Source organism: Muribaculum sp. NM65_B17, from assembly GCF_004793735.1.
Classification (GTDB): Bacteria; Bacteroidota; Bacteroidia; order Bacteroidales; family Muribaculaceae; genus Muribaculum; species Muribaculum gordoncarteri.
The window spans coordinates 386,979-406,267 of record NZ_SRYY01000002.1 but is presented as its reverse complement, the minus strand read 5'-3'; the positions used below and the strand labels follow the sequence as shown (position 1 = coordinate 406,267).

Annotated in this window: 16 protein-coding genes and 1 tRNA gene; 9 read left to right on the top strand and 8 right to left on the bottom strand. The window is 50.1% G+C overall.

The features are described from left to right. The 4 genes from E5354_RS04280 to gltA all read left to right on the top strand — a co-directional run bounded on the left by E5354_RS04280 (nt 1) and on the right by gltA (nt 3,574). Nucleotides 1–507 (top strand): metallophosphoesterase family protein, encoded by a 507-nt coding sequence (locus tag E5354_RS04280; protein ID WP_123395270.1) that lies wholly within the window; start codon nt 1–3, stop codon nt 505–507. A 5-nt stretch (nt 508–512) separates the two neighbouring features. Beyond that, a complete protein-coding gene (locus E5354_RS04275) occupies nt 513–1,031 on the top strand; it encodes an SPOR domain-containing protein (protein ID WP_135946547.1) in 519 nt (172 codons plus the stop codon). 285 nt (nt 1,032–1,316) lie between these two features. Next, entirely contained in the window at nt 1,317–2,102 is a 786-nt protein-coding gene (locus tag E5354_RS04270) for a sulfide/dihydroorotate dehydrogenase-like FAD/NAD-binding protein (protein ID WP_123395268.1), read from the top strand. A gap of 5 nt (nt 2,103–2,107) precedes the next feature. Next, the gene (gltA, locus tag E5354_RS04265) at nt 2,108–3,574 is read left to right on the top strand and encodes an NADPH-dependent glutamate synthase (RefSeq protein ID WP_135946546.1); all 1,467 of its coding nucleotides are present in this window, start codon (nt 2,108–2,110) and stop codon (nt 3,572–3,574) included. Between the two features lie 78 nt (nt 3,575–3,652). On the opposite strand, the gene E5354_RS04260 is transcribed toward gltA, so the two are convergent. From E5354_RS04260 to ilvA, 6 genes are all read right to left on the bottom strand, one after another. Next, complete coding sequence (locus E5354_RS04260) at nt 3,653–5,014, bottom strand: TrpB-like pyridoxal phosphate-dependent enzyme (protein ID WP_123395266.1); 1,362 nt, start codon at nt 5,012–5,014, stop codon at nt 3,653–3,655. Nucleotides 5,015–5,159: 145 nt separating this feature from the next. Continuing rightward, the gene (locus E5354_RS04255; RefSeq protein WP_123395265.1) at nt 5,160–5,453 is read right to left on the bottom strand and encodes a PG0541 family transporter-associated protein; all 294 of its coding nucleotides are present in this window, start codon (nt 5,451–5,453) and stop codon (nt 5,160–5,162) included. A 13-nt stretch (nt 5,454–5,466) separates the two neighbouring features. Next, complete coding sequence (locus tag E5354_RS04250) at nt 5,467–8,598, bottom strand: efflux RND transporter permease subunit (protein ID WP_123395264.1); 3,132 nt, start codon at nt 8,596–8,598, stop codon at nt 5,467–5,469. Between the two features lie 44 nt (nt 8,599–8,642). After that, on the bottom strand, nt 8,643–9,689 hold the full coding sequence (locus E5354_RS04245; RefSeq protein ID WP_246863738.1) for an efflux RND transporter periplasmic adaptor subunit: 1,047 nt from the start codon (nt 9,687–9,689) through the stop codon (nt 8,643–8,645). Nucleotides 9,690–9,724: 35 nt separating this feature from the next. Continuing rightward, on the bottom strand, nt 9,725–11,149 hold the full coding sequence (locus E5354_RS04240; protein ID WP_135946545.1) for a TolC family protein: 1,425 nt from the start codon (nt 11,147–11,149) through the stop codon (nt 9,725–9,727). 139 nt (nt 11,150–11,288) lie between these two features. Next, nucleotides 11,289–12,497, bottom strand: a complete 1,209-nt coding sequence (gene ilvA / locus E5354_RS04235; RefSeq protein ID WP_123395262.1) for a threonine ammonia-lyase — start codon at nt 12,495–12,497, stop codon at nt 11,289–11,291. A gap of 587 nt (nt 12,498–13,084) precedes the next feature. Between ilvA and pyrE the strand changes: the two genes are divergently transcribed. From pyrE to E5354_RS04205, 5 genes are all read left to right on the top strand, one after another. Continuing rightward, on the top strand, nt 13,085–13,732 hold the full coding sequence (pyrE, locus tag E5354_RS04225) for an orotate phosphoribosyltransferase (protein ID WP_123395260.1): 648 nt from the start codon (nt 13,085–13,087) through the stop codon (nt 13,730–13,732). Nucleotides 13,733–13,786: 54 nt separating this feature from the next. After that, on the top strand, nt 13,787–14,209 hold the full coding sequence (locus E5354_RS04220) for a hypothetical protein (protein WP_123395259.1): 423 nt from the start codon (nt 13,787–13,789) through the stop codon (nt 14,207–14,209). A gap of 80 nt (nt 14,210–14,289) precedes the next feature. Next, on the top strand, nt 14,290–15,630 hold the full coding sequence (gene argH / locus E5354_RS04215; protein ID WP_135946543.1) for an argininosuccinate lyase: 1,341 nt from the start codon (nt 14,290–14,292) through the stop codon (nt 15,628–15,630). A gap of 2 nt (nt 15,631–15,632) precedes the next feature. After that, a complete protein-coding gene (locus E5354_RS04210; protein ID WP_123395257.1) occupies nt 15,633–16,115 on the top strand; it encodes a hypothetical protein in 483 nt (160 codons plus the stop codon). A 60-nt stretch (nt 16,116–16,175) separates the two neighbouring features. Then, a tRNA-Leu gene (locus tag E5354_RS04205) sits at nt 16,176–16,259 on the top strand. A 54-nt stretch (nt 16,260–16,313) separates the two neighbouring features. On the opposite strand, the gene E5354_RS04200 is transcribed toward E5354_RS04205, so the two are convergent. Both E5354_RS04200 and E5354_RS04195 read right to left on the bottom strand, forming a co-directional pair. Then, a complete protein-coding gene (locus E5354_RS04200) occupies nt 16,314–17,282 on the bottom strand; it encodes a GSCFA domain-containing protein (protein ID WP_135946542.1) in 969 nt (322 codons plus the stop codon). Nucleotides 17,283–17,294: 12 nt separating this feature from the next. After that, nucleotides 17,295–19,280 (bottom strand): OmpA family protein, encoded by a 1,986-nt coding sequence (locus E5354_RS04195; protein WP_135946541.1) that lies wholly within the window; start codon nt 19,278–19,280, stop codon nt 17,295–17,297. Nucleotides 19,281–19,289 lie beyond the last annotated feature (9 nt).

Here is a 19,289-nt window from a genome sequence, read left to right as displayed (position 1 = left end):
ATGAAGCGTATAGGAATCCTGTCAGACACCCACTCTTGCTGGGATGAACGCTATGCCGTCCACTTTGCCGGATGTGACGAAATATGGCATGCGGGTGACATCGGCGACATCGGGTTGCTGCAAAGGCTTGAGGAAATCGCCCCGGTAGTGAGAGCTGTATCAGGCAACATCGATCACGGCGAAGTGACGCGACGATGTCCCGAAGTTCAGGAATTCACAATTGAAGGAGTCAATGTGTGGATGACACACATTGGCGGATATCCTGGAAAATACGCACGCGGAGTAAAACCCCTGTTACGTGCCAAATGCATAAAACTTATGGTAACGGGACACAGTCACATACTCAAAGTGATATACGACCCGGAGCTTGAGATGCTGCACATAAATCCCGGAGCTGCCGGACAGCAAGGATGGCAACAGGTGCGCACACTTGTAAGGCTCACCATCGACAACGGCACGATAAAAGACCTCGAAGTAATAGAACTAAGTAAGAAAATACGACAATAACAATCATGACACGAGTAACATCACTTATAATCGCGGTAATAGCTACAATAGCAATGCTTTCGGGATGCAAGACATCGGAAGCCAACTACAGAGCGGCCTACCAGGCAGCCAAAGAAAAATCCGATGAAAACAGCGGAATCGACGACACGATATACGACCGCATACGCAAAGAGGCAATAAGCTCACGACTTATTGTAGGGACCGATTCAATCCCATTGAGCACGGTCAATGTACGCCTAACCGAAGGATGCGGCACACCCGAACAATTCAAGCCCTATTCTATAGTAGTGAATCAGTTCAAGCAAGTGTTCAACGCCAAATCATTGATGAACCGGCTCCGTGACAACGAACATAATGCCATTGTAGTAGAAACAGCCGAGCCGCTCTACTATGTGATAGCAGGGAGCTATGAAACAGCCGAAGAAGCAGCCGCTGCCTACCATAAAATAAAATCAGATAAAAACATAGTATTGAAAGAACCGTTCCCCTGGATACTCCGTCCGGTGAGATTACCGGGTAAATAAGTGTATTTTAGACCCTTTATGTTCTTAAACATATTACTTGGATGTTAAAAATATTTGACATATATTTGAGTGTTCATTGAAATTTTGATTCTAAAAATCAATTATTGACCGTTTTTTCAAAATATATATGTTTTTATAGATTGTAGATTAAAAAAGGGTGTCGTCGCGAGACAACACCCTTTGCTTTTACATAAATTCATGATTATTGTATTCTCTTAGATATTTTTACTTATCTTTGCCGTAGATAAATAAATTGTCATCATCATATTTCATAAAAGAACACTCATGAACAAAATCCTTGAGAAGGAACACTTCTCCGAGAACGTTGTCAAGCTTGTAGTGGAAGCTCCGGCAATAGCACGGTCACGCAAGCCCGGACACTTCGTTATTGTGCGTGCTTGCGAAAACGGGGAACGCATTCCGTTGACAATTGCCGACGCCGACACCGCGAAAGGAACAATAACCCTTGTAGTGCAGAATGTAGGCGTATCGTCAGGCAAAATATGCAACCTCGAACCCGGAGAATCACTCACCGATGTAGTGGGGCCGCTCGGACAAGCCACCCACATCGAGAAAGTAGGCACTGTAGTGTGCTGTGGAGGCGGTGTAGGAGTAGCACCCCTTCTACCCATAATAAAAGCAATGAAAGAAGCCGGCAACAAGGTGGTAACCGTATTGGCAGCACGCACCAAGGAGCTGATAATACTCGAGGAGCAGGTGCGCCCCTATTCCGATGAAGTCATAATCATGACCGATGACGGAAGCTACGGCACCAAGGGGCTTGTCACCAACGGTGTAGAAAGCGTGATCAACCGCGAGAAAGTCGACCTTGTAGTTACCATCGGTCCTGCCATAATGATGAAATTCGTTTCACTGCTTACCAAGAAATACGACATACCCACAATGTGTTCGCTCAACACAATCATGGTCGACGGCACGGGAATGTGCGGTGCTTGTCGTGTGACCGTAGGTGGCAAGACAAGGTTTGTATGCATCGACGGCCCCGAATTTGACGCACACCAGGTCGATTTCGATGAGATGCTTATGCGTTTACGTTCATTTAACCAATAACTGCTATGGCAAACAATAATAACACATCGTCGCCACGTGACGCACAGTGGCGCGAAGAACTTCGTAAAGCCACTCCGGTAAAAGAGCGCACATCAATTCCTCGCGTAAAGATGCCCGAACTCGACCCCGCCTACCGCATAACCTGCAACGAAGAGGTCAATCAAGGCTTGTCGGCTGAAGCGGCAGTGCTTGAAGCTACAAGATGCATGGACTGCCCCGATCCCCAATGTGTGACCGGATGTCCCGTAAGCATCAACATCCCCGGATTCATCAAGAATATCGAGCGTAAAGATTTCCATGCGGCAGCCGTGGTCTTGAAAGAAACAAGCGCACTTCCCGCTGTGTGCGGCCGTATATGTCCCCAGGAGAAACAATGCGAGTCACGTTGCATCTACCATAAGATGAAGAAAGAACCGGTAGCCATAGGATACCTCGAGCGTTTTGCCGCCGACAACGAACGCCTGTGCGGATGTCACGCCGTGCCCGAAACAGCACCCAAGAACGGCATCAAGGTCGCCGTAGTAGGCTCGGGCCCCGCCGGACTGTCATTTGCAGGTGACATGGTAAAACGCGGTTATGATGTAACCGTATTTGAAGCCCTGCATGAAATAGGCGGCGTACTGAAATACGGAATCCCGGAATTCCGACTTCCCAACGAAGTGGTCGATGTCGAAATAAACGCCCTTGCCGCTCTTGGAGTAAATTTCGTAAAGGATTGCATCGTAGGCAAAACATTGAGTTACGACGACCTCCACGAAATGGGCTTCAAAGGCATATTCGTAGCTTCAGGAGCCGGTCTGCCCCGCTTCATGGGCATACCCGGAGAGAACTACATCGGCGTAATGTCAAGTAACGAATATCTCACCCGTATCAACCTCATGGGTGCAGGCCGCCCCGACCACGACACACCCATCCTTAAAGGCAAGCGGGTAGCTGTAATAGGAGGCGGTAACACGGCAATGGACTCAGTGCGCACCGCACGACGCATGGGCGCCGAATCGGCCATGGTGGTATATCGTCGTGGCGAAGCCGAAATGCCGGCACGAGCCGAAGAGGTGAAGCACGCCAAGCAGGAAGGCGTAGAGTTCCTTACTTTGCATAATCCCATTGAGTATCTCGCCGATGAAAAAGGCCGCGTGAACATGATGAGAGTGCAGAAAATGGAACTCGGCGAGCCCGATGCGTCAGGCCGACGCTCACCGGTGCCCATAGAAGGCGCGATAATCGACATCCCCGTCGACCTGGTTATTGTGAGCGTGGGAGTATCACCAAACCCGTTAATCCCCAATGCAATCCCCGCACTTGAAGTGTCACGCCGAGGCACAATCGTAGTCAACGAAGGCACAATGCAATCATCGCTCAGCGACATATATGCAGGAGGCGACATCGTGCGCGGCGGTGCAACCGTAATCCTTGCCATGGGTGACGGACGACATGCCGCAGCCGCAATGGACGCAAAACTCTCTGAATAACAGCAGTCGGTACAATATAGGACAACGCCCGGAATTATGGTGATTCCGGGCGTTGTTGTCTTCTATTCCGATATAATATCAAATCAGCTTTTCAAGCTTCGACACATTGGTTTCAATTTCCGATTCGGGAATCTCATAGTTCTGCAGGTCACCGCTTATATATTGATCATAAGCAGCCATATCAATGAGTCCGTGACCTGAAAGGTTAAACAGGATAACCTTGGATTCACCCGATTCCTTTGCTTTCTTGGCCTCACGTATTGCAGTAGCTATGGCATGAGAACTCTCGGGAGCAGGAATTATGCCCTCGGCCTGTGCAAAGAGAGTTGCGGCTGCAAACGTTTCAAGCTGGGGAATGTCCACAGCATCGATAAGACCGTTTTCGCGCAGCTGGCTCACAACCGCACCGGCTCCATGATAGCGAAGTCCTCCGGCATGTATATTGGCGGGCGAGAAGTTATGTCCGAGCGTGTACATGGGAATCAACGGAGTGTAACCCGCCTCATCGCCGAAGTCATATTGCAGCACACCTCGTGTGAGCTTGGGACATGACGCGGGTTCGGCGGCTATGAAGCGTGTCGAACGCTCTCCACTGAAGTTGTGACGCATGAATGGGAATGAAATTCCCGAGAAGTTACTTCCGCCACCGAAGCAGCCTATCACAATGTCTGGATATTCACCGGCCATCTCCATCTGCTTTTCAGCTTCAAGACCTATGACAGTCTGGTGCAATGCTACATGGTTGAGCACTGAACCGAGCGTATATTTACAGTTGGGCGTCGACATTGCCAGCTCGACAGCCTCCGATATGGCGGTTCCGAGCGAGCCCTGATAGTTGGGATGGTCGGTAATGATTTTTCGTCCGGCCTTGGTCGACATACTCGGCGAGGCTATAACCTCGGCTCCGTAGGTCTGCATTATCGAACGACGATAAGGTTTCTGATGATATGACACCTTGACCATGTAAACGGCGAGTTCAAGGCCGAAATGCTTGGCGGCCAACGACAATGCGGCACCCCACTGTCCTGCGCCCGTTTCAGTCGTGATGTTGGTGACGCCCTGCTTCTTGCAATAGTAAGCCTGAGGTATTGCCGAATTGAGTTTATGCGAGCCTACCGGGCTTACACTTTCATTCTTGAAGTAGATGTGAGCCGGTGTGTCAAGAGCCTTTTCAAGACCACGGGCACGCACAAGAGGTGTAGGACGCCATATACGATACATGTCACGCACCTCTTCGGGTATCTCAATCCACTTGTCGGTATCGTTGAATTCCTGACGGGACACCTCTTCCGAGAACAACGGATAGAGATCCTCGGGTGTCAGCGGCTTCTTTGTCACCGGACTAAGCAACGGACGAGGCTTTACCGGCATCTCGGCCATTACATTGTACCACGCTGTGGGAATATCTTTTTCTTGCAGTATGAATTTCTTTGATTCCATTTTTGTATATTTATTTAATATTTTACCGTTTTTGCACTTAAAAGTCCAAAATTATTATAATCCGATACAAATATACGCCGAATTTATCAAATTCGGCGTATATCTATCATATTATTTTATCAAATTGCAATTGTCATGCAATTTGTCATATACTTCGCTCTATATTCCACACAAATGCACGCAATCCGAGTTTGGGGGTTTCCACATCCATTTTATGAAGTTTGTCAAGCACAATGTCGACACGACCGTCCTCAACCATCGTGATTATAGCCGAAGCAAGCGACGGCCATGCATGTGACCCGTAGTGCGGCTCTCCGGTTGCGCTGCCTCGTCCTTTGACATCCTGCCATGAAGTAAATCCGCGGCAATTGTTTTTCTCAAGCATATCTATTATGCGCTCATAATAGGCCTGATCAAATGTTATCAATATAGCTTTCATTGTTTTCAGTCTTTTATGATTTTACAACCTTATTGTCGACCACCACAATTTCTCTCATCTTACGACGGTTGCGTTTTACTCCGACATAAGCAAACAGACAGTAGAGTGCCGGAACAAACAACAGCGTAAGAATGGTGGAGAATGTAAGACCACCGATAACCGCAGTACCCATCGGGCGCCATGTTTCGGCACCTTGTCCCGTGCCGACAGCCATAGGCACCATACCGAGGATGGTTGTAAGCGTAGTCATCACAACGGGACGCAGACGCGACTTACCGCCAAGCACCACAGCCGTCCTGATCGACATTCCGCGCTCACGGTTAAGCGATATGTAGTCGATAAGCACGATACCGTTCTTCACTACAATACCGATAAGCATGATGGCACCGATCATCGACATGATGTTGAGTGTGTGACCCGTCAGATAGAGTATTATGAACACACCCGAGAATGCAAACATGAGCGAGGTCATGATGATGCCGGGATAGGTGTAGCTCTCAAACTGTGCAGCCATCACGATATATACCAATATGACAATCAGCACGGCAAGCATCAACAGGTCGCGGAAAGAGTCCTGCTGGTCCTCGTAGCTACCCGATATGTCGATATTGACACCTGAAGGCAACTCAAGCTTGTCGATCTCCACCTGAGCCTTCTCGACAATTTCGCTCATCGGGGCATCGGCCACAACCGCCGTCACGGTAATGATGCGCTGACGGTCCTTGCGCTCAATCGTAGGTGGAGTGAAACGCTCAACCACCTTGCCCACATCCTTTATGCGCACGGCGTTTCCGTTGGGCGAATAGAGCAGAATGTTCTCGATGTCCTCAAGCGATGTTCGCTTTTCGGGAGCATACATCACCTTTATGTCATACTCTTCACCGTCCTCACGATATTGCGACGCTATGGCACCGTTGATGCGGTTACGCAGATAGGTGGCCGCCGTCTGGAGATTCAGGCCGTATATGGCGAGCTTCTCACGGTCGAAGTCAACCTGATATTCGGGCTGGTAATCGGCGCGTGACACACGTATATCGGCCGTTCCCTCGATGTTCCCGAGAATCGACACAAGCTTTTGAGCGATCGAGTCGGTTTCGGTAAAGTCATATCCGTAGACCTCGTAGTCGAGCTGCGACTGACCGCCCATACCCATTCCGCCGCCGACAGTCACCTGCGCCTTACGGAACTCGGGATAACGCTTCAGGTCCTCACGCATCAATGCGGCAATCTCGGTGATACTGCGGTCACGGTCGCCCGGGTCGAGCAATCGCACATTTGACGATATGATGTGCGGGCCATTGTCCTGCAACGAACCGAATGTATTGTCGCTCGAAGCCGAACCTGTGGTATAGTTCATTATCTTGATTTCGGGATACTTCTCTTTCCACTCCTTATACAATCGGGCCATCACCTCCTTGGAGAGTTCCACTCTCGAGCCGATGGGGAGTTCAAGTTTCACCGACAAGCGGCCGTCGTCGGCCACGGGGAAGAACTCTGTACCCACGTAACGCACAAGCACGAGCGAACCAAGGAATACGGCAAGACACACGATCAGCGTAACGGTCTTATGCCTTACAACTCTTGAGAGCAGCCATGCGTAACCGTCGTCAAATGCGTCAAGGCCTTTGCGGATAGGGGTAAACAACACTGTATAGACCTTGCCGTGCTTTACATCCTTGCGCAACAGCTGTGAACACAACATGGGAGTAAGCGACAACGCACACACTGTCGATATTATCATCATGATAGTCACCATCCATCCCAACTGACGGAACAACACTCCGGTCATACCGGTAACAAGTGTCAAGGGGAAGAACACGGCGATAAGAGTCAACGTTGACGCAATAACCGACACGGCCACCTCATTTGTTCCATGAACCGCAGCCTGTTTCGGGTCGGAACCACGCTCAATGTGGGTCGTAACGTTTTCAAGCACCACAATGGCGTCATCGACCACCATACCGATTGATATTGAAAGCGCCGACAGTGAAACTATGTTGAGCGAATTGCCCGTCATGGCAAGATAGATGAACGATGCAATCAACGATATAGGAATAGTAATCGTGATGATGAGCGTAGCCCTCCATCGTCCGAGGAATGCGAACACGACGATTACCACAAACAGCAATGCGTAAAGCACGGTTTCGACAAGTGACGCGATTGTATTGCGTATGTTGTCGGATGTATCCACAATCACACCGAGCTTGACATCGGTCGGCAGACGCTTCTGAAGCGACGGAAGCATCTCCATTACTTCCTCCGATATATTAACAGAATTGGCACCCGATTGCTTCTGTACGATAATCATGGCTCCCTGCGTACCGTTGTTATAGGTTTCCTGGGCGCGCTCTTCAAGCGAGTCCTCTATACGCGCCACATCACGCAGATATATATTGCGGCCGTTCTGTGAGCCAACAACCAGGTCCTTCAGATGGTCGGTAGAGTTGAACTCACCCTGCACTCTCAGTGAATAGGTGTCGCTACCTATATCAAACGAACCGCCCGGAATGTTACGGTTTTCAGCTGCGATAAGCGATGAAATCGTTTCTACCGACAGGTTGTAAGCCTCCAGTCGTTGCGGGTCGACATATATGTGTATCTCACGTTTCGGTGCTCCCGAGATAGACACCGAACCCACACCACTGATTCGTGCAAGCGGATTTGCCACATTCTCGTCAAGAATCTTGTACAGGCCCGGCATGCTCTCCTTGGCTTGAACCGAAAGAATCACAATAGGAATCATGTCGGAACTGAACTTGAATATTATAGGATTCTCGGCGGCATCGGGCAGTGCGCTCTTAACCATGTCGAGCTTGTCGCGCACATCATTGGTAAGCACATCGATGTCCTTGCCGTATTCAAATTCAAGCGTAATCACCGAGATGTTCTCGCGTGACTTTGAAGTTATGTGCTTAAGGTCGTTTACGGCATTAAGGCTGTTCTCGAGCGGACGCGTGACATTCTGCTCGATATCGGCGGCACTGGCTCCCTGATATGATGTCATTACCATTATGGTATTGGTTTCGACATCGGGATACAGGTCAATCGGTAAAGTCGAGAGTGAAAACAATCCCATGATGACTACAGCCACAAAACAGAGCGTCGTCATGATCGGGCGTTTCACCGCACTTGAGTATATGCTCATAATTGAATATTCTTCTTTTTAAATTGTTGAAACGAAGCCACTCCTTACTTGTTGTCGCCGATTACATTTACCTCCATTCCGTCGGCAAGTCGGCTTTGTCCGGCAATGACCACATCGGCACCGTTGTCGACACCCGACAGCACCTCATAAGAGTTGTCGATGCGCTGTCCGAGTTCAACACGGTTAAACGACACCTTGCCATTGCTGTAGACATATATGAACTTCTCGCCCGAGCCGGTCTGCTTCACGATTGAGCGGTCGGGAACCACCACGCGGGTTTCGACACCGAAGCTCATGACCACGCGGGCAAACATTCCCGGACGAATGCGCTCATCACGGTTAGCGATGTTGATTTCAACGGTAAACGTGCGCGTCGCCGGGTCGATTGTAGGATGTATCAATTCCACAACACCCTCAAAACGCTCCTCGCCGTACACATCAAGGTAGACATCCACCTTCATGCCCTTGTACACCTTGGTAAACTCACTTTCGCTGACATTTACAAGCACCTTCACCGGCTGTAGTTGCTCGATGGTGAGGATGGGCTGTGTACCGGTCATGTCACCCGGATCGTAATTCCTTGCAGTGACTACACCGTTTATGGGCGATACGAGTATGGTGTTTTCAACCATGTTGTCATATTGACGGGTAGCCGCATCAAGCTCGGTCTTCATCTGATCGACCGACTGCTTGGTGCCGCCTCCGATATTATATAGCTCCAATGCACGCTCATACTCGCGCTTGGTATTGTCAAGACGCACTTTCAGCTGGTCGATGTTGACATCGTCAAGCACTACCACCTTCTGGCCTTTGGCCACTTTCGATCCCACATCGACAAGTATCGAATTTATACGGTTGGGGGTTGAAGTGGATATGTTGTTGGTCTTATAAGCTTCCACAGTAGCCGTATACGACACAATCTGGGGCACTTCCTGTTCGTGAACCTGGCGTATTTCCACATTGGGGCGTTCATCGACTTTGGATTCTTCCTTCTTTTCTCCCGAACCGCTGCAGGAGGTTAACACACCGCCCGACAATACAAGCAGGCTCAACATTCCGCCCACAGCCGCAGAGTACAGTTTTATTGACATGATTTTATATTGTTTTTGATTGTGGATTAATTTCTTTATTTCGATTTTTCATATTTCTCAATGTCGGCATTGCCAAGCAGATTTTCAAGCTCGCTGTTTGCTATCAGAAAGTTATATATCGACTGATAGTAACCGAGGCGCGCCTGCGTCAACGCCAATTCCGAGTCACGGAGGTCGAGATAGCTTGCAGCGCCTATCTCAAACGACTTCTCCATTATCGAGTGAGCCTTCTCGGCCTGCACCACGCTCTCGGAATTACTTGCAATCTGACGAACGTTTTTCTGGATATTGTCCATAGCCAAATCCACCTGCATTCTGATTGAGCGTTCAAGGTTTTCACGTTGCCAGGCCATTTCATCGACTTGAATGCGGGCCTGTTTTATGCGATGATAACGCTGGGCGCCTTCAAAGAGAGGAATCGACAACGTGACGCCCACTACCGAATAGGGATTCCAGCGGAAGTTACGCAACGCATTGCCGTTGGACGATGATGTCCAGTTGTAATTGGCGGTAAACATTAGCGTGGGAAACCATGCCATCTTCTGCACTGAAAGCGCATCACGCAGCGTGCGTGTCTGCAGGTCGAGCGAGCGCAGGTCGGTGTTACGGTCGATCGATTTGTCGATTGAAAGCGTCACATCATACATGCTCTCTTCATAATCCGACAGCTGTGTAGCAGCCTTGATGGGAATCGATGCGTCCATGCCCATCAATATGGCCAACTGCAATCGGGCCTGCTTTATCGCAATTTCAGCTTGCAACAGCTCTGGCTCTACATTCTTTACCTGAACCGACGACCTTAACACGTCATATTCCGAGGCGGTACCCACTTGGAATTTCTTGAGAAACACCTCGTGGTTAAACTTTGCGTTATCATAGTTCTCCAGGATGACCTTGTAGCTGTCATTGGCCAACAGCAACGCATAGTAGGCCGATTTTACCTGATTTACAAGCGAAAGGCGCGATGCACGCGCAGCCTCCACATTCTGGAGAATCTGGCTGTCGTTTAGCTTTAATGTTTTCCACAACTGAGGAGCTATCAAAGGAACCGACGCGTTGAATCCTGCCTGATAACTGTTGTCAAGACCCATTTTGATTCCATTGTTTCCCGCGCCTTTCGACCGAGAGGCCGCCTGTGTTTCAGCCTCACCGCCCTCTTCTTCTCCGCCTCCCATTCCGGGAAAATTGTCCATATTCATGTAAGCGACCTGTTTGGCCACCATACGATTGTAATTGGCTCCGAAGCTTATCGTCGGCAAAAGCTGACCAATCGTTTCTTTTTTGGCATAATCCACTCGTTGAATCTCCATGTCGGCAACCTTTATCGTCGGGTTGTCATTGAGAGCTATTTCAAGACACTGGTCAAGCGAGAGAGTGAGGGTATCGACCGATGTCGACTGCGCCGCCACCGTCAGCGACATACACCCCAAGGCAATACATGCCGTTGCTTTAAAATTCATAAACAATAATAGGTGATGAAATTAATAAACAAATCTACTACTAATCCAAACTATATGCAACTCGCAGGAAAACAATATGCCAAAAAGGACACATAATTTTCCTTTTTGGCATATTTGTGGATATAAACTCAAAAATACTTTAGCTCAATATCTGATAGCCGGCTGAAATCAGTCCCTTGCGTATGAAGTCGATGTGTTCGGCATTACGGGTTTCCATTACGAGGCGCAGCGTACAGCTCGTGATGGGAGTGTCGACGCTTATGCGCTCATGAGTTACCGATATTATATTACCGCCGAGCTTTCCTATGATGTCGCTCACCTCGGCAAGCACTCCGGGCTTGTCTGAAAGGTCGATTGTCACGGCATAGTTGCGACCGGTCTTTATCAATCCTCGATTGATTACGCGGCTCAGGATTGTCACATCGATATTTCCGCCCGACACAAGACACACGGTCTTCTTACCCTTGACCGGCACCTTGTTGAACATGGCGGCTGCAACGGCGACAGCGCCTGCCCCTTCGGCTACAAGCTTCTCTGTTTCAATCATCGCCAATATGGCGGCGGCGATTTCATCCTCGCTCACCGTCACAATTTCGTCGACATATTGACGGCACAGCTCAAATGTATTCACACCCGGCTCCTTGACCGAAATACCGTCGGCAATAGTCGACACATTGGAAAGGCACTCGATTTTGTCATTCTTAAGCGACTGGACCATGCTGGGCGCTCCGGCAGCCTGTACACCATACACCTTGACATCAGGGCTTATAGCCTTTATGGCAAAAGCTACGCCCGAAATAAGTCCGCCACCGCCCACAGGCACTATCACCGCTTCCACATCGGGCATTTCGTCAAGGATTTCAAGCCCTATCGTTCCCTGTCCGGCTATAACCAGCGGATCGTCAAACGGATGCACAAACGTGTAGCCGTGCTCGTCACGCAGTTCAAGCGCACGCTTGTAAGCGTCGTCATAAACTCCCGGAACAAGGCATACATCGGCCCCATATTTCTTGGTTGCCTCGACCTTGCTTATAGGAGCACCTTCAGGTAAGCATATCAGCGACTTGATGCCATTGGCCTTTGCGCCGAGAGCGACACCCTGGGCATGATTTCCTGCCGAACATGCAATTACACCGTGAGCCTTCTCCTCAGGCGACAACTGCGAAATCTTGAAATAAGCGCCACGCAGCTTAAATGAACCTGTATGCTGAAGACATTCGGGTTTCAAATAAAGATCACACTCCGGGTTAAGCTTGGGAGCGGCAATAAGTTCGGTGTGACGCACGACACCCTTAAGCACATGGGCGGCGCGATAAATATCGCTTAGCTTTAGTTTGTTTTCTGACATGTCGTAATTAACTTTTTCCAATGTGCAAATGTAGCAATAATTCCGTATCGCCGTACACTTTTATTTCGCTTTTTTTAGAGCCGGTTCGACAATAAATATTAACGGCAGGGTCGCATAGTGCGGGCGATGGTAATTTCTGTTCAACCAAAAGGGGAAAAGGTTTGATTTGTGTTATATCTCAGTAACATAAATCATTGACTCCATGAAAATAAAGTTTAGGCATTGCCGGCGGAAGCGCATCCGTAAGTTTTTGTCAGGCATCCATGGAAAGGAACGGACAGACCTCATATAAGATATTCACAGCTATTGCATATCTGGTTTATACCGGATGTCAGTGGAATATGCTGCCCCGATATTTGATGGGACGAAAGTTACCTTCGCCTCGGCCACTCGTTGAGTGATTTTCTTTAGCTCTTTCGGTCACGATGGAGCCCCATCGCTCCCTCAAGAGCTAAAGAAAATCACTCAACAATTGACCGCCCTGCCGTTAACATTTATTGTCGAACTGGCTCTTAAGCGCATCTCCATTTGCATTTTTTGCACAGAAGCACTATCTTTGCACAATAATATATCAAATTTTAGTCAAGATGAAAAAGTTAGAAAGTTTAGTAGCCGAAAAGCTTCTGAAAATCAGTGCTATCAAGCTTCAACCCGATGTTCCTTTCACATGGGCTTCAGGATGGAGTTCCCCAATATACACCGACAACCGCAAGACTCTATCCTACCCTGAATTGCGCAACTTCATCAAAGTTGAGCTTTGCCGCATCATTCTCGAGAACTTTGAGGCTCCCGATGCAATAGCCGGCGTAGCTACAGGCGCTATCGCACAAGGTGCTCTCGTTGCCGACTCTCTCGGCCTGCCCTACGTATATGTACGCTCCACTCCTAAGGATCATGGACTCGAAAACCTCATCGAAGGCAATCTTAAGCCCGGACAGAAGGTCGTTGTAATCGAAGACCTTATATCGACCGGCGGCAGCAGCCTTAAAGCAGTCGAGGCAATACGTGCCGCAGGATGCGAGGTTGTGGGCATGGCGGCAATATTCACCTACGGATTCCCCGTAGCCGTAAAGCGCTTCACCGAAGCCGGCGTAAAGCTCATCACCCTCAGCAACTACAACTCAATGCTTGAGGCTGCGCTTGAAACCGACTATATCAAGCCCGACGACCTCGAAACATTGAAACAATGGCGCAAAGATCCTGCATCGTGGTCACCTGCACCAAAGGCCGATTAATTTCGCGCCGTTAATTACCGACGGTAACATACAAAAAAAATCCACTGACGACTTATGACAACTTATTCAAGTAAGCCGACTGAAGTGGCTATGCCTGTATCTTCAGTCTATGAGCGTGTAAGCAATCCTGCCGCTTTCCAAGAACGCCTCGATGCACTTCCCGAAGAAGTTCGCGCCAAGCTCGGTGCCGTACGATTCACCGAGGACTCAATCATAATAACCGCAGCCCCCATGGGCGACATGGTTCTCAAGATTACCGAACGCGTAGCCGACAAGCGAGTGGCTTTCACCGCCGAAAGCGCACCGGTGCCTCTGATTATGTCGATAAATCTGGATGCCAAGACTCCCGAGTCGACCGAAATCGTCACAGCAATCGATGTTGAGATTCCAGCAATGCTTCGCCCTATGGTAGGCCCGAAACTGCAAGAAGCTGCCGACAAGTTCGGCGACATGGTAAAGAATCTTGCACGTTCATAACAAAGTCGGCACCACTAATGATAAAGCCTGTCTGGCCACATCAGACAGGCTAATTTTTAACCTCTAAAACCCAACCTGCAATGTCATCAAAACTTTGGGAAAAATCGGTCACTGTAGACCATGATGTAGAGTCTTATACCGTAGGACGCGACCGCGAGATGGATCTTTATCTCGCTCCTTACGATGTACTCGGCTCACTGGCCCACATAACAATGCTTCAGTCAATAGGCTTGTTGACCAAACCTGAATTGGAAACCCTGACCGCCGAATTGCGCAACATCTACAAAGTCATCGAGCAAGGCGACTTCAAGATAGAGGACGACATCGAGGATGTGCATTCACAGGTTGAACTGATGCTCACGCGCAAGCTCGGCGACATAGGCAAGAAAATCCATTCGGGCCGCTCTCGCAACGACCAGGTGCTCGTTGACCTGAAGCTATACATCCGTTCACGCATCGAGGATGTCACGAAGGCTATGACCGGGCTGTTTAACGTGCTGATCGAGCAAAGCGAACGCTACAAGGATGTATTAATGCCCGGTTACACGCATCTGCAGGTTGCAATGCCCTCATCGTTCGGACTTTGGTTCGGAGCTTATGCCGAATCACTCGTCGACGACCTCACGGTGCTTCGTGCGGCCTATTCGGTGACCAACCGAAATCCGCTCGGTTCGGCTGCCGGCTACGGCTCATCATTCCCCCTCAACCGCACAATGACCACACGCCTGCTCGGATTTGACTCGATGGACTACAATGTCGTATATGCCCAGATGGGACGAGGCAAGACTGAACGTGTCGTAGCACAGGCACTCGGAGGCATTGCCGCCACGATTGCCAAGCTGTCGTTTGACGCCTGTATGTTCAACTCCCAGAACTTCGGGTTCATAAAGCTGCCCGATGAATACACGACAGGCTCGTCGATCATGCCCCACAAGAAGAATCCCGATGTATTTGAACTCACAAGGGCCAAATGCAACAAGCTGCAGGCACTGCCCTACGAGATAACGCTGATCACCAACAATCTTCCTTCAGGATATTTCCGCGACCTGCAATTGATAAAAGAGAACTTCCTGCCGGCATTTGACTCGCTCATTGAGATAATCTCGATGGTTACGCAGATGCTGTCGGAGGTAAAGGTAAACACCGAAATCCTCAAGGATCCGCGTTACAGCCTCATGTTCTCGGTTGAGGAAGTGAACCACCTCACGCTGGAGGGCGTGCCTTTCCGTGACGCCTACAAGCAGGTGGGACTCGCCATCGAGCGCGGAGAATTTTTACCTCCTACCGAAGTACACCACACCCACGAAGGCTCGATAGGCAACCTTTATAATGACGCAATAAAGGCTCTTTATGACAAAGTGCTGTCGCAATTTGATTTCTCCACTTATCACAACGCCTTAAACTCGCTCCTCGGAAGATAGATATGCTCCGATATATATCAGTGATTGTCGCCATGTTTGCGTTGTTGTCATGCTCCGATGTCAATGACGACCGCATTCCTGTCACGGCTGTAAATATCGACCTCGGCAATCAAGGATACTGGGACACATACGGCGTACACACCGTGGGACAATTCCGTTACTTCATCAAGTCGGAAAAACAGCCTGCTGATTTTCCCTACACGGCCATGACCTACACGGGATTTGGCGGAATACTGTTGGTGACCGACATGAGCGGCTCGCCTCTCGCCTACGACCTCGCCTGCCCGGTAGAATGTACTCCCAATGTGCGTGTAGTTTTCGACACATCGACACTACAAGCCGTTTGTCACAAATGCGGCTCTCGCTACGATGTGTGCGAGTTCAACGGAAGTCCGCTGTCGGGTCCGGCACACGAGCATAAATACGGGCTTCGCCGCTATCGCGCGGTGCGTGCTTCAGCCGGCGGCTACACTATCGTCTTCTGAAATTAAATACGCAATTTGCGTAATCCAAAATTACTTACTATCTTTGTCGCGCCGTAAGCTGCCTGAATGGTGGAATGGTAGACACGAGGGACTTAAAATCCCTTGGCCATTACGGCTGTGTGGGTTCGAGTCCCACTTCAGGTACCCGAGGGGTCGCAGAAATGCGATCCCTCTTTTTTGGTGCCTGTATCCGACTCTCTATTGATGTAGTACGTGACGCAACTCGGGATGAGCTGCAACAAGTTCCGAAATCATCGCCTGTGTCCCTGCATCAAAATCAGCCACGGCTTCGGGGGTTGCCGAAATGTGACGGTGTTTCAAGCGGCGTGACAGCTTAAGACACTGTTGCTCGAGGTCACGTGTGTCATCAGTCATGAATGAACGGCGAAACACATCGTATATGTAATCAACCGCAACATCCGAGGGATGAGTCATGTCGGCGGTGTAAAAGCGGTAGTCACGCAGGTCGTCCATCATTATTTCGTAAGCGGGGAAGTAGATCACCGATTCCGGCATTTCACGCGCCAGCGCATCCACCCCGAGCAACAACGTGGACTTGCTTATCTGATTGCCGTGCGCTCCGTTGGCAAGATGGCGTATGGGGCTTACTGTAAACACAACCTTCATTCCGGGATAACGCGCGGTTATCTCTTTTACCATCTTGCGCCACAATCCGGTTATCTTATCGGCCGGAAGCATTTCGCGTGAAAACATCGTCGCCGGCATCTTATGACAATTGGCAACCACACGATGATTTTCGCGCAACCTGAACAGGTAGGCTGTGCCGAATGTCACGATAATCGCCGATGCACTCGACAACGCCTTGCGGGCTCTGTCGGCCGACTCGTTGATCGATTCAAGCACACGGTCGGGGTCGGTATCCGAGAATCTTGAATGATGCGAAAAACTGTGCCACACTCCTTCATGCTGAAACAGATCATCAATCGTGTAGTCACGATCGTAGAGCAGATCGAGCACGGCATTGGCTATGCTTGCCGGATTATACAATGTACCGCATGGGTTGACAATGCAGTCAAAAAGGCCGTCACAAAGGCGCTGCCCCACGTTATCGCTGAAGCAGGAGCCGAGCATGACCACCGGGTGGGAATGATCGATCAAGCCCTGCTGATTCTCAAGAGGTTGTACTATAGTGCGGAATTCATTCATAATCAATACATTTTATAGTCTATGGATAATACTTGAATCTATGGATAATACTTGAAATTCGGTTCGTCTATTTATTTGGTCGGCTATCTCCTGATTCGCCTCATCAAGCCGCCCTATATACTCTTCATCGAGTACATCGCCTTCGGCAAATTGAGGATAGAGGCGGTGCAGTCGTCGCGTCACGCGTTTAGGGTGCGACTCTCCGTAACCTACAGGCTTCAGTCGCTCGGAATCGATGCCCGACGCTATGAGGTAATCTATCACCGACTGAGCGCGACGCTGCGAAAGTGCGACATTATACTCCTCCGATCCTTTACGGTCGGTGTGTGCGACAAGTTCAATCGTTACATTGGGATTGTCGTGCAACACCTGCGCCAACGAATCGAGAGCCTGCCGCGACTCGGGACGCAATGTCGCCTTGTCAAAATCGTAGAATATATTGTCGATGACATTGGGCCTGGTAAGCGATGCAAGCATGAAATCCACCGCATATTCGGCATCCTCTTCAGCGTCATCGGAGATGAACTCCTGCTTTGCATTCAGATATCCGGGAGCAGTCGCGAGCATCACGTAACGCACTCCGCGCTGCAACGGCAGTGAAAACGAACCGTCGTTACGCGCCACGGCCTTGCGGTTGGTGCCGTCGTCACCTACTATCCTTACGACAGCGCCACCTATAGGTTCCTCATCACGGTCGGTGACATAGCCGCCGATGGATATGCGTAAATCGGGCAACACGAATGAGTATATGTGGTCGTAACCTCTACGGTCACCGCGATTGCTGCTGAAAAAGCCGCTCTCACCCTCACCAAACGTTATCGCGAAGTCATCGCCGGCTGAGTTTACAGGCTTTCCCATGTTGACAACGCTCCATGCACCCGAAGGCAACAACCGGGCGCAATATATGTCAAGACCACCGTAACCGGAATGACCGTTGCTTGCAAAGTAGAGCAGACTGTCGTCACGCACTGTAGGAAACATCTCGTCACCAACGGTGTTGATCAACGGGCCGAGATTCTCAGGTCTTGCACCGTCACGGTCAATCCTTATGCGCCATATATCCTTGCCTCCGTAGCCTCCGCGACGGTCAGAGGTGAAGTACAGCCACTTTCCGTCGTGCGACGGTGACGGATGTCCATAACTCGCCACCGAGTCATCATCTATTTCCAATCTCACGGGGCGGCTCCATCGTGCGTCACTTCGTCGGGAAGTGTATATTCCGACAGCGGTGTCACGATTCATGTCACGCTTCGCTACGGTGAGATACATCGTCATGCCGTCGGGCGACAACGCGGCTATGCCTTCGTCATGCTCGCTGTTAACATCGCCCTCAACAGGCTCGGGGCGCATCCAGTCGCCCTGTTCATTGCGGCGTGACATCCACAGGTCGGAGTTCTTCATGCCCGTTATCTCATTTCGCGCATCGCCGTTGACACGCTCGTTGGTAGTGGTGAAATAAAGCATGTCACGCACCGGATCAAGAAACGGAGCGAAGTCGGAACGATTGGAATTGAACAGCTTGGGGTTCTTTACCACATAACGTGACGCAACCGACCGTGTCGACAAAGCTTGACGACACCCGGCGATGCCGTTCTCAGCCATCTTGGCGTCACGTGGTGAAGTGGCAAGATAGTCGTTGTAAGCCTCAATGGCCTTGGTGTATTCTCCCTCGGCCTGCAAGGCACGTCCCAGATAAAGTGACGCGGTCGAATCGTTGTAACCGTAACGGATGGCATTGCGAAATGCCTGCGACGCATTGGCCATGCGGTTTATGCGGAAGTAACACGCCCCCATCTTGAATGCCACCTCGCCCCTGAGAGCCCGTTGCTCTTTCTTGGCAAGGCTGTTGTAGACCTTGCGATAAGCACGTGACGCGTCGTAATACTCGCCGCGTGACATCATCATGTCGGCTTCGGCGAGCCGCGACACACCACACCCGCCGAGCATCACCGCAATAGCGATGCCCGCGAGCCAACCGGTCAACAGTGTAATGCGCATTCCTGCCAT

Coding starts and splice junctions, on each gene's coding strand:
- E5354_RS04280 (WP_123395270.1), top strand. CDS start 1: ATGAAGCGTATAGGAATCCTGTCAGACACCCACTCTTGCTGGGATGAA.
- E5354_RS04275 (WP_135946547.1), top strand. CDS start 513: ATGACACGAGTAACATCACTTATAATCGCGGTAATAGCTACAATAGCA.
- E5354_RS04270 (WP_123395268.1), top strand. CDS start 1,317: ATGAACAAAATCCTTGAGAAGGAACACTTCTCCGAGAACGTTGTCAAG.
- gltA (WP_135946546.1), top strand. CDS start 2,108: ATGGCAAACAATAATAACACATCGTCGCCACGTGACGCACAGTGGCGC.
- E5354_RS04260 (WP_123395266.1), bottom strand. CDS start 5,014: ATGGAATCAAAGAAATTCATACTGCAAGAAAAAGATATTCCCACAGCG.
- E5354_RS04255 (WP_123395265.1), bottom strand. CDS start 5,453: ATGAAAGCTATATTGATAACATTTGATCAGGCCTATTATGAGCGCATA.
- E5354_RS04250 (WP_123395264.1), bottom strand. CDS start 8,598: ATGAGCATATACTCAAGTGCGGTGAAACGCCCGATCATGACGACGCTC.
- E5354_RS04245 (WP_246863738.1), bottom strand. CDS start 9,689: ATGTCAATAAAACTGTACTCTGCGGCTGTGGGCGGAATGTTGAGCCTG.
- E5354_RS04240 (WP_135946545.1), bottom strand. CDS start 11,149: ATGAATTTTAAAGCAACGGCATGTATTGCCTTGGGGTGTATGTCGCTG.
- ilvA (WP_123395262.1), bottom strand. CDS start 12,497: ATGTCAGAAAACAAACTAAAGCTAAGCGATATTTATCGCGCCGCCCAT.
- pyrE (WP_123395260.1), top strand. CDS start 13,085: ATGAAAAAGTTAGAAAGTTTAGTAGCCGAAAAGCTTCTGAAAATCAGT.
- E5354_RS04220 (WP_123395259.1), top strand. CDS start 13,787: ATGACAACTTATTCAAGTAAGCCGACTGAAGTGGCTATGCCTGTATCT.
- argH (WP_135946543.1), top strand. CDS start 14,290: ATGTCATCAAAACTTTGGGAAAAATCGGTCACTGTAGACCATGATGTA.
- E5354_RS04210 (WP_123395257.1), top strand. CDS start 15,633: ATGCTCCGATATATATCAGTGATTGTCGCCATGTTTGCGTTGTTGTCA.
- E5354_RS04200 (WP_135946542.1), bottom strand. CDS start 17,282: ATGAATGAATTCCGCACTATAGTACAACCTCTTGAGAATCAGCAGGGC.
- E5354_RS04195 (WP_135946541.1), bottom strand. CDS start 19,280: ATGCGCATTACACTGTTGACCGGTTGGCTCGCGGGCATCGCTATTGCG.